Origin of the sequence: Sulfuricurvum sp. (assembly GCF_049305995.1) — a bacterium.
In the GTDB taxonomy this organism is placed as follows: Bacteria; Campylobacterota; Campylobacteria; order Campylobacterales; family Sulfurimonadaceae; genus Sulfuricurvum.
In genome coordinates this window covers 1-10680 of sequence record NZ_JBAQPS010000104.1, presented here as the reverse complement: position 1 = coordinate 10680, position 10680 = coordinate 1, and the positions used below count along the sequence as shown (strand labels likewise).

At 37.6% G+C, this 10680-nt stretch carries 11 protein-coding genes; 1 reads left to right on the top strand and 10 read right to left on the bottom strand.

Annotation, left to right across the window (positions count from 1 at the left end; all coding sequences use genetic code 11):
* Positions 1 to 47 precede the first annotated feature (47 nt).
* Positions 48 to 311 carry a cation transporter gene (locus tag WA010_RS03495; RefSeq protein ID WP_422555784.1) on the bottom strand — a complete coding sequence of 88 codons (264 nt, stop codon included), beginning with the start codon at positions 309 to 311 and terminating at the stop codon, positions 48 to 50.
* A gap of 121 nt (positions 312 to 432) precedes the next feature.
* On the opposite strand from WA010_RS03495, the gene WA010_RS03490 reads away from it, so the two are divergent.
* Complete coding sequence (locus tag WA010_RS03490) at positions 433 to 1122, top strand: sulfite exporter TauE/SafE family protein (protein ID WP_422555783.1); 690 nt, start codon at positions 433 to 435, stop codon at positions 1120 to 1122.
* Here the strand turns inward: WA010_RS03490 and WA010_RS03485 are convergent.
* The 9 genes from WA010_RS03485 to WA010_RS03445 all read right to left on the bottom strand — a co-directional run.
* Positions 1093 to 2076 carry a sensor histidine kinase gene (locus tag WA010_RS03485; protein ID WP_422555782.1) on the bottom strand — a complete coding sequence of 328 codons (984 nt, stop codon included), beginning with the start codon at positions 2074 to 2076 and terminating at the stop codon, positions 1093 to 1095. The genes WA010_RS03490 and WA010_RS03485 overlap by 30 nt on opposite strands.
* A gap of 9 nt (positions 2077 to 2085) precedes the next feature.
* Positions 2086 to 3210: an FIST signal transduction protein gene (locus WA010_RS03480; RefSeq protein WP_422555781.1), complete on the bottom strand. Its 1125-nt coding sequence runs from the start codon at positions 3208 to 3210 to the stop codon at positions 2086 to 2088.
* Entirely contained in the window at positions 3207 to 5030 is a 1824-nt protein-coding gene (locus WA010_RS03475) for a sensor histidine kinase (protein ID WP_422555780.1), read from the bottom strand. Before WA010_RS03475 ends, WA010_RS03480 begins: the two co-directional genes overlap by 4 nt.
* The gene (locus WA010_RS03470) at positions 5027 to 5923 is read right to left on the bottom strand and encodes a sensor histidine kinase (protein ID WP_422555779.1); all 897 of its coding nucleotides are present in this window, start codon (positions 5921 to 5923) and stop codon (positions 5027 to 5029) included. The genes WA010_RS03475 and WA010_RS03470 overlap by 4 nt, the downstream gene beginning before the upstream one ends.
* Positions 5916 to 6452, bottom strand: coding sequence for a heme NO-binding domain-containing protein (locus tag WA010_RS03465; RefSeq protein ID WP_422555785.1), 537 nt, complete (start codon positions 6450 to 6452; stop codon positions 5916 to 5918). Before WA010_RS03465 ends, WA010_RS03470 begins: the two co-directional genes overlap by 8 nt.
* Before the next feature lie 21 nt (positions 6453 to 6473).
* Positions 6474 to 7259, bottom strand: coding sequence for an HDOD domain-containing protein (locus WA010_RS03460; protein WP_422555778.1), 786 nt, complete (start codon positions 7257 to 7259; stop codon positions 6474 to 6476).
* Positions 7260 to 7275: 16 nt separating this feature from the next.
* Complete coding sequence (locus WA010_RS03455) at positions 7276 to 9609, bottom strand: ATP-binding protein (RefSeq protein ID WP_422555777.1); 2334 nt, start codon at positions 9607 to 9609, stop codon at positions 7276 to 7278.
* Positions 9609 to 9980: a response regulator gene (locus WA010_RS03450; protein ID WP_422555776.1), complete on the bottom strand. Its 372-nt coding sequence runs from the start codon at positions 9978 to 9980 to the stop codon at positions 9609 to 9611. The genes WA010_RS03455 and WA010_RS03450 overlap by 1 nt, the downstream gene beginning before the upstream one ends.
* Positions 9981 to 9991: 11 nt before the next feature.
* A partial coding sequence (locus WA010_RS03445) for an HD-GYP domain-containing protein (protein WP_422555775.1) occupies positions 9992 to 10680 on the bottom strand: 689 nt, incomplete at its 5' end.

The window sequence follows — 10680 nt, the reverse complement described above, 5'->3', positions numbered from 1 at the left end:
TCCGTCTACGTTAACACTGTGTTTCCTTCGGCAGGAAGCCCAGGAAATCATTTGGTTACCGTGCAGCCATAGCCCGCTTTTTTAACCGAGTCGCACATTACCTCAGGTTTTGTGCCGTCTACGGCTTTTACTTCCGCTTTACCCTCTTTGAGATAAACAGTAGCCTCTTTTACCCCTTTGACGTCAGCTAAAGAACCTTTTACATTTTTCACACATGCAGGACACATCATCCCATCGATTTTGAGATTGACCAACTGATCGGCACTCGAAACGGCCACTAAAGCAACAAGAGAGAGGAAAACTTTTTTCATTCACGAATCCTTTAAATAATTTCATGCTATTGTTTCATAGAAGTGTTAAATTTGTGTTAAGTCTTAACACTTTTGTAACTAAAAAAATATAAAATTATAATATTTAAAAAAAGGTTAGATTATGAATAGTATCGAATGGTGGCTCATAATTTCGATTGCGTTTGCTGGAAGCTTAGGTCACTGCATCGGAATGTGTGGCGGATTTATCGTCGCGTATAGCTCCACTAAAATCGATTCGACGATGAGTAAAGGTGCTCAACTCATCCGTCATAGTGCCTACAATCTTGGACGAGTCAGCTCCTACGTGATCCTCGGTATGATTTTCGGAGCGATTGGATCGCTTATCAGTATGAGCATGGAGATGCACGGAGCACTCTTTATCTTTGCCGGAATCATTATGATTATTACCGCTCTAGGTATGTTCGGTCTCTCATCCCTTATCCATGCTTTAGAGCGGGGATTTTCATCCAATTCACTCTTTAAAACCCTTTTTTCCCGCCTCATTAAAAGTAAAACGATTGGAAGTTTTTTTGCTTTGGGGGTGATGAACGGCTTTTTCCCTTGCGGATTTGTCTTTTTCTTTGCTGCCAAAGCAGCAGCTTCGGCATCAATCATCGACGGTGGATTGATTATGGCGGCATTCGGTTTGGCAACAGTGCCGACACTCCTCGCTTTGGGTCAATCCGTAAGCTTTTTCAAAGAGATTGCCTTTCGCCAAACAATGAACCGTATCGCAGCGTTAGCAATCCTCATATATGGTGTTTACAGCATATATTACGGCTTAGCCTACTTTTTCGATCTTCCCCTCTGATGGGAGAATAAAACTAAAACAGCTCCCTATCCCCACAGTACTCTCAACCCAAATTTCTCCATCATGAAGCTCAATAATTTTTTTCACTAAACTAAGTCCTAACCCTGTCCCTTTAATCGCTTCGTTTTGGTGCTCACGTATCTGAGTAAACGGATCAAATAAAGTTGCTATTTTTTCTGCGGGAATCCCGTGTCCATGGTCTATAATAGAAAATTTTTCTTTTTTATCGATCGTCTCATGGATAAATATAATCGATTCTCCATCAGGAGAAAATTTAATTGCATTGGTAATCAGATTGACAAATACCTGTTTGATCAACTGCCGATCAGCATACATATGAAAATTATGATCGATTTGAAGTACACACTTAATACTCTTTTTTTCTGTCATAGGTTCAATTAAAATTTTGACTTCATCCATTAAATCCGATATTAAGAAATCTGTTTTTAAAATATCCATTTTCCCTGATTCTATTTTTGAAAAATCAAGAATCGTATTAACCAATGAGAGAAGATTTTTACCCGATAGATTGATTTTTTCTACAAATAGTTTAACCGTATCAGGGGTATCTTTTTTTGCCATAAGAACTTGTGAAAACCCAATAATGGCATTCAGTGGAGTTCGAAGTTCATGGCTCATATTGGATAAAAAGGCATCTTTGGCTTTATTGGCTTCTTGAGCTTGTTGCATTGCCGTAATCGCTTCATCACGGGAAGCTCTAAGCTCTTCTTGAGCACGAAGTTCTTTGTTTTGTTCCCTAAGTGAACGATTTGCTTCTTCCAATTCTTTGGAACTAACATCGAGAGTACGTTCTAACAATCGACGCTCTTTTTCAGCATCATCATAAAATGTACTGATACTTTTTAAAAACGGTCTCAATTCTTCCATTAATTCCGGTTTTAAGAAACGCCGCATTTGACGAATCAAGAGTCGATGATAGATGGCATCGCTCACGTCTAATCCTTATTCATAAATACTGACAAGAGTCATTGTTTGGTTATGAAGAGTACAGCGGCTCTCACCTTTCTCAGATAATTCACCATAAGAATAAAAACCTGTAATGATTGCTTTATCCCCTAACGTTTCACGAATAATCTCCAGTTCCTCTTCGCATAGTTGTCCTAGTACCAACCTACGTCCTACACAACTTACAGCTACAACTAAAAATTCATCATCTTGAGACATTTTCGAAGCTTCAGCCGCTAATCCGGCATGTTCTATCAATAAATCCATATTGGTTTTAAGCAATCTACATAAGTACCCTTGAGGAACATCTCCTGCGAATGTTAGAGTATTTGCTGCTTCATCGACCGCTAAAAGAGTTCGTATTAGAGGAGTAGAATAGGCATCTTTACGAACACTCATCGGAAATCGCAAACCGCTTCCCGGTAAATCAGATGCAAACTCTCCCAAATAGCTTTTGTAAAGTTCTAATGCCGGTTTATCATCAATACTGTATAAAACATTTGCCTCAGATCGGGTAATAATCCGTTCAGATCCAAACTCTTCCCATCCGGCGAAACATCCACTTTTCGCGTGTAGCGTTTCTCCATAAAATCCGATTGCAGCAACCATACCCGTTTGAGCCGGAGCCTGCGCAATCACATAGGTTGTTTCAAAACGTGTTCCATCTCCTGCCAATCCTCCCGTAATCGTGACTCCTTCAGGCAAGATATCTGAAAATCCTCTGGCGAGCTCACTTCCATTGATTGTTAATCCGTCCGAAAGGATTAATACGTGCCGAAGCGATTTATCCATTAATGCTCTACCTAATGTCAATCCAATCGTTTGAGCATCTAAATACTCTGTTACTTTTTCAGCTACGCAACGGACACGTGATCGATCAAATGTAATTGCGGTTACAATCGCATCCTGATCATGGATAAGAGTATCGCTTATACTGCCTGAACTGCTAGCACCTGTGATGATAGCATTAGGATATATTTTTCGTAATTCTTCAAACCACTCTACACTGTGGCAATGCGGATGATCAAAGAAAACCAAGACTAAATGACGATTTTCTGCTTCTGCTTTATTGTATTCACTCCACCCATGTTGCTCATTCCATCTGATTTGTTCGCTTCTCATAATGCATCTCCTTTATTTTCGACTTTTATATTTATAGCTAATTTTTTATTCGGTAAAGCAATAAAAAAACTGCTCCCCTTACCTAAGACACTCTCAATCCAAACTTTTCCATTATGTAATTCCATGATTTTCTTTACAATTGCCAAGCCCAAACCGGTTCCTTTTATCGCCTCATTTTGATGTTCCCGTATTTGGGTAAACGGATCAAACAAAGAGGCAATTTGATCATTCGGTATTCCTACCCCATGATCATGAACCACGAAAACTTCAAATCCATTTGCATGTCGATATTCAAGCTCTATGGATGAAAAATCAGGTGAAAATTTAATCGCATTTGTAAGGAGATTTACCAATACCTGTTTAATAAGCTGACGATCAGCATAAATGTTGATCGGTTTAGATAATTCCAAAGAGAGCGTTATATTGTTTTTAAGCGCTATTGATTCAACTAAAATTTTCACCTCATCGATCAACTCTTGGATCTCAAATGACTCAATCATGATATCCATTTTTCCCGATTCGATTTTCGAAAAGTCAAGAATAGTATTGACTAAAGTGAGAAGATTCTTACCCGAAATATGAATTTTTTCTATAAATCCTTTAACTCCATTGGAAATATCTGGTTTTACCATGAGTATTTGAGAAAATCCGATAATAGCATTAAGAGGTGTACGTAGTTCATGACTCATACTGGATAAAAAAGTATCTTTGGCGATATTCGCTTCTTTTGCCATGATCAAAGCCTTTTCAAGCTCTTGCTGAACAATCAGCCGTAATTGAACGAAATAATAAACCAATGTCAAAATAAAAGCAGCTACCACAGCTAAAAAAGATTCAAATATAAATCCGCGAAATGCATTTTTGAGATATTCACTCTCCCGAAAAATGATAGCATACGCTACTTTTTCCCCCGTAATAACATTTTTCAAAGGTAAAAATGTTGCCAGAATATACCGCCCATGAAAAATGCCGTAAACGGAAAATTTTTTCATTGCACCCATTTTTTGAATAACATCGGCTTGTTGTCCAAAAAGATTCAAATATTCGTTGTGTGTACGGAATGTCTGTTTTTGTCGATCATATGTATCCATGTCACGCTCAAGCCTAAAAGCAGGATTTAGGCGATAGGGGATATAATTACTCTGTTCAGATTTAAACACTTTCTCTTCCACAACATCAGCACGCATTACAATATCAAGCTCTTGTTTCTGATCAAGTTCATAAGCCTCTTTATACGACAGTGCTGAACTCGATATCTCTACACTCCCGATATAACTTTTCGTACGATCGAACAGAGGGTACACATACCGAAATCCATTAAATATCCGCCCTTCTTCAAATCCGCTAATCGGTCTATGGGTGCGATTGACATACTCTATCGTAGGACGAATTCCAATAAGGCTGTCACCAAATTGCTTCGGCTTATGAAAGCGTAAAAAACTTTCATTATCGGGAAGCTGAAAATGAAGCTGCTGTATCCGAAAGCGATGCAAAACAGCATAATCATCTTTCAGTAATTCCCATAATTTCTTTCGTATGACCTTTTGTTCGGAAACATCTGCATAATGAGCTTTTTTATAAACGTCTATCACCTCATCTGTATTGATAATCGTCGTGTACATCAGAGCAGATATCTCTTGAAGCGATCGAGAATGACGAGTAAAATCAGACTCTATCTCTCGCTCTTCATTTAAAATAAAATTTTGGAGATTACGATAATTAAAAAGTGTATCTATCCCAACAAAAATAACAACCAAACCAAGAAAGATCCCAATATAAAACCCTTTCGTCCGAGCCCATGACGAATAGAGCCATGTCATGTGTTATCCAGTTTCAATCGACACATAGCAGGCTGCGGAATAACTATCCAAAACGTTGCACCACCCGATGCATTGTTTTTAATATTAACTTCTCCCTGGTGCAAATCGGCTATTTTTTTGATAATCATAAGTCCAAGACCTGTTCCTATTTCTTCAATATAACGAGCATTGGCAAGCTGAGAAAAAGGCTGAAATAATGTGTGAATTTTTTCTTGTTCGATCCCATTTCCATGATCAATCACACGTAATATCACTGCATTACTATACTCATCTTTACAACACTCAAGACGGATCTTTCCACTTTGTGGAGAAAATTTGATAGCATTACTGAGCAAGTTAATTAAAGCTTGTTTTAAAAGATAAAAATCGGCAATCATCTCCTCTACATCTGATTCAATCTCTAAAGAAAGCTTTTTTTTGAGCAATAACGGTTCAATAATAGTTTCGATTTCTTGCAAAAGTTTTAAGATAGGGAAAGATTCCGGACTATAATCCATTTTTCCCGATTCAATTTTAGAGAAATCCAATACAGTATTCACAATTGAAAGAAGTGTTTTACCTGCGACTTGAATTTTCTCAATAAATCCTTTAGCGTTCTCATTTGTGTCAGATTTCGACATTAAAATTTGCGAAAATCCTATAATAGCGTTCAAAGGAGTCCGCAATTCATGGCTCATGCTCGATAAAAATGCATCTTTTGCTTTATTGGCGGCTTCAGCCGCAATTAACGCTTCTTGCAACTCAACTGTTCGCTCCTCAATCATTTGTTCGAGGGCCTGATTAATCTCCCAAATTTCGAGACTTTTATCTTCGAGTAACTTTTCAGCACTTTTACGAGCTGAACGTTCTCGTTCGAACCGCTTTTTCCACTGAGCTGCGTCTGAATCAGCCATACCGTCTTACCGTAAATCGAGCTAATCGACCTGTTTCATCCGCTTGATTATCTTCCAGTATTTCAATGGTTTCGTGAAAAAAGTCAGCTGCACCCAACATCAAACCTCTTGCAAGAGACATTAGAGGTTTATTTGATTTATAATCAATTATAAGCTCATTTTCATTAAGCGTTATCAATTTGAAACTTGGTAAATCAGCATCCGGATAAAGTTTTTTTACTTCCGGATGGATAAAGGTGTCAACTTGGGAAATAAATGCTAAGGATGAACTAAAGTTTGCTACCATGGGAGGATAAAGATTTACAATCCGTCCAAATAAATGACGACCGTATGCTTCAATCAAATCTCCGGCAGGTGAATTGGTGATTTCTGCCAAACGAGAAACTATCGCTACCAATTCTTCATAAGAGTAATTAGCAGCCTGGGTATAAGCCCCTTTTTCTTCCAACATAGAGGCTTCTAACATCGCATCCAAAGTATCAAATCCGAATTTATTTTCTACAAACTCTACTAATTCTGTAAAAACCATCCCTTTCACACATGATCCTTTTTATTGTTTTGATTTGATCGAATCGAGTGCTTCATCAAAGGCACTAAGGTTTAATCCAAATACCGCTATAGTTTCTCGTGCTTCACTCAGCGCGTTCTCGCTTAATGGATTATGTAAATTAACCGCTTTACTGATAACATTAAGTACTTGCGCATATTTATTTTTTGTTTCTGGATTCGAAATTTCATGCAATATTTCAGTCAATGCAGACTCAAAATTCCAATGTTCAAACATCATTGCCGCAATCTCATAACTGCTCATCCCCAAATAACGTTGCTCAGCTTCAGCAATCGGTACGCCTTGAGAGATATCGGTTGTAAATTTATCCGATTCACCAAGACTAATCATTTTGAGCGAAGCGACCAACTTCCCTAACTCCATCAAAAATGCCGTGCTTTGCAGAAGAGATATCATACTTTTATCTACATTCCGATACCACTCACGCACTAAAGAACTTTGAAGTGTTGAAATACGACTTAAATCATCGATAGTTTTACTATAAGGACTTAAATCAACTGCAACTGTTTTTTTAATTGCATTGGCTGCTGCAAATCCTCGAATCATAGAAATACCGAACAACATAACCGCTTGTTGAATAGAAGATATCTCTTTACTCATACCATATAAAGGAGAATTAACCGATTTAAGTATGTTAGCACTCAACATCGGATCACTCTGAATTACTTTTGAAAGTTCTTCGATATTTGTATCATGACTCATACATAATTCTTGAATCCGAATAATTGACTCGGGAAGAGGGGGAAGGCTTTTTATTTCGTTAACCATAATTTTTTCTCCTTAATTAAATTCGATTGGATAAGTAAGTACAAATTTGTTGGATATCTGTTTTGTTAAAGATTCCCTCGACACTCTCAGTATCAGGAAGATGTGCAATCAGTTTACTATCATCTTCAGCCGAAATAATGATAACGGGAATCCGAATTTGATTATGCTCCATAAATTGCAATACTTCTGAGCTAATACCATCCACCAAAAAGAAATCAAGGACGATAAAGTCAAAAGATTCTTTTTCTAACAATTCTTTAGCTTTATTAACTGAATTAGTAACCACTAAATGGTAAAACACATTCAATCGATCAATCAACATTTTTTGATACTCAGGAGTATCCTCGACGATAAGCATCCGTTTCGCTTTTTCGTTAGACGAACTATAGCGTTCTATTGTATTTTGAGTTTGAGATACAGGAATGGTAAAATAAAAACACGATCCTTTGCCCAGCTCACTTTCTACCCACAAACTTCCCCCATGCAAATCTTCAATAATCCGCTTGGAAATTGCCAATCCAAGACCTGTCCCTTTTGAAGATTTTTGAAATGGATTTTCAACTTGCGTAAAAGGGTCAAAAAGTATTGCAATATCTTTTGCTTCAATACCGATACCGGTATCACATATCCCAAAACGGTAAACTCTTTTCTCATCATCAAACTCAACTGACATGTGGACATCACCTCCCTCAGGAGTGAATTTAATCGCATTGCTTAAAAGATTCAATAATACCTGATGAATGAGTTGTCGATCCAAATATAGCCCTAGAGAAATCATCTCGGAATAGTGAAAGCGAATCGATTTTTTTAATGCCATTGGCTCAATAATCGTTGCTACATCTCGCAACAATCCTGAAATAATGACAACATCTGGTCTGAAAGAGAGTTTTCCCGCTTCAAGTTTTGCAAAATCGAGAATCGTATTAACCAATGTTAGCAAATTATTTCCGGCAATACCGATTTTATCGATATAGGGTTTAAGAGTTTGAGGAAGCGTCTGATTCATCCCTAAAATTTGTGAAAACCCAATAATAGCATTAAGCGGAGTTCGTAGTTCATGCGACATATTGGCTAAAAACATATCTTTGGAACGACTGGCTCTCTCAACTTGATCAACAAGCTGTATTAACGCTTGTTCTCGTTCTCGATTGTAAGAGTTTTGACGGATAATCTCTAAAAGTATTTTGATAATATCTACCATAAAAATCTTGTTTGGAATTGATTTTATGACAACACCAATATTAATACGTTTCCCTTTTAAAATAAGTTTAGTACTGATATCGACCGCGACATCTTGAGGGAGATCCTCAAAGCCAATATAAAGATCATCGATACACCATCCCATAATCTGTTGTAATTGCATGTATAGTTTATCTTGTAAATTATCAAGAATCTCTTCTCCATCACGGCTTATTGATCCTTCATGAATCGACTGAGCGCAGGCTTCTAAAAATGTGACTCCTGAATGTATCCCTAAATAGGAGGTTGCCGAAATCTCTTCCAATGGTTTATCAATAATAGCATAAAGCGATGCAGAAACTGTTTCCACCTTGCTTTTAAACGTATCAATCTCTTTATCATCTCTATTGGAAGCTTCGATCAACTCTTCAACAGCTTTATGATAATTGTGATGAGAGATACGAGCTTCTTCTAAATTGATACCGAACCCTTCCAAAAGTTCCTTTTTATCCGCAAGCTGATCCATCAAAGCACTAAAAGGACATTGTTCTTCCGTATATATGCGCAAAGGAGTAATGTTTTTTTCTTTCCCTGAACTATAATAATTTAATACTTTTTTCTGACTTTGCTTATGAATCGTCAATGCAGCGTACAGTTTATCAAAAAGATTTAAAATTTCATTCTCTTTTTTCAATTCTTCTTGATGTTCAGCATAACGCTCAAAATAGCTATCTGTCATCACCAATTCTGAGATACGAAGCATTTTAGTGATAATGGTTAAATCCTCACGGATTTGAGTATTGACTTCACTCAAGCTAAGTATAATTTCATTAATAATGCCATAGCCTCGAGATATATGAATTGCTTCAAGTCCTATAGCGATATGAATCTCTCCGATTTGACGGGTACGGTGTAAAAAACGCTCATCCAACGGGTGAATAAATAGAGAGCTTAGATATTCTGATTGCATTCGTACCAGTCTTGGAACATCGGAAGAAGAGAGAATACTATGGTATATCGGATCTTTGAGAAGATAGTGGCTATACATCCGATCATACACCAATGCGGAAAATGAATGGATATAAGAACCTACTTTTTCTCGTCGTTGCATTTGTTCTTCATCTAATCCGAAAACAGAGATAAGGGACGCTATACTCACCGGTTTATGCATCAATTCCCCCCGACGGTTAGATAAGGGTCTAGTACCAATCGCATTTCATCCATATCAATAGGTTTTGAGATATAACGTTCAAAACCATGCATAAGTAATTTTTCTTTATCTCCGCTAATAGCAAAAGCCGTAACGCATATCATTGGGATATTCAACCCCATCTTCTTAATTTCCACTACTAACTCATACCCATTCATGAGAGGCATATCAACATCAGACAAAAGTAGATCAAAGGTATTATTTTGCAATTTTTCAAGAGCCTCGATTCCATTCGAAACAATATCCATTGTTACATCCGGATAGAGAATTTCTATCATTGCCTGAACAACCATTTGGTTGTATTCGTCATCTTCAGCGATTAATATATGCATACCTTATCTCCTTATTGCAATTGATCGATCAATTTCATGATCGAAGGTGTATCTTCTTCATCCGGAAAAGCCGCCTTTATTTTTAAAAAAACATCCAAATTAGCTATCAATAAATCTATCAACTGTTTATCAAAATGGGTACCTGAACCTTCTTTTAGAATATCAAGTGTCTGCTCAATCGTAAATGCTTTTTTATAAACTCTTTCCGAACTTAGCGCATCAAAGACATCAGCAATTGCAACGATCAATGCGTAAGGATGGATTTGCTCACCGCTCAACCCTTTTGGATACCCGGTTCCATCCACTTTTTCATGATGCTGTAACGCGATGATACGCCCTGCATCGATAACAGGATAATCCCCATCTGTTTCAAGCATCTTACCCCCAAGTGTTGTATGAAGCTTCATAATCTCAAACTCTTCAGCCGTAAAACGTCCCGGTTTGAGCAAAATACGATCGGGAATACCAACTTTACCAATATCGTGAAGCGGTGATGCATACAAAATAAGTTCTACCTCCTCCGGAGGCAATCCTGAAAGCTCAGCTAACGCAGCCGAATAATGACTCATCCGTTTAATATGCATTCCCGTTTCCATATCACGGTATTCTGAAGCTTTTCCCAAACGGGCAGAGATTTCATATTCGGTTTTCTTCGCAAAGACCAATGCTTCCTGAAGTTCTTTCGTCCGCTGTTGTACCT

Coding starts and splice junctions, on each gene's coding strand:
- WA010_RS03495 (WP_422555784.1), bottom strand. CDS start 311: ATGAAAAAAGTTTTCCTCTCTCTTGTTGCTTTAGTGGCCGTTTCGAGT.
- WA010_RS03490 (WP_422555783.1), top strand. CDS start 433: ATGAATAGTATCGAATGGTGGCTCATAATTTCGATTGCGTTTGCTGGA.
- WA010_RS03480 (WP_422555781.1), bottom strand. CDS start 3,210: ATGAGAAGCGAACAAATCAGATGGAATGAGCAACATGGGTGGAGTGAA.
- WA010_RS03475 (WP_422555780.1), bottom strand. CDS start 5,030: ATGACATGGCTCTATTCGTCATGGGCTCGGACGAAAGGGTTTTATATT.
- WA010_RS03470 (WP_422555779.1), bottom strand. CDS start 5,923: ATGGCTGATTCAGACGCAGCTCAGTGGAAAAAGCGGTTCGAACGAGAA.
- WA010_RS03465 (WP_422555785.1), bottom strand. CDS start 6,452: ATGGTTTTTACAGAATTAGTAGAGTTTGTAGAAAATAAATTCGGATTT.
- WA010_RS03460 (WP_422555778.1), bottom strand. CDS start 7,259: ATGGTTAACGAAATAAAAAGCCTTCCCCCTCTTCCCGAGTCAATTATT.
- WA010_RS03455 (WP_422555777.1), bottom strand. CDS start 9,609: ATGCATAAACCGGTGAGTATAGCGTCCCTTATCTCTGTTTTCGGATTA.
- WA010_RS03450 (WP_422555776.1), bottom strand. CDS start 9,980: ATGCATATATTAATCGCTGAAGATGACGAATACAACCAAATGGTTGTT.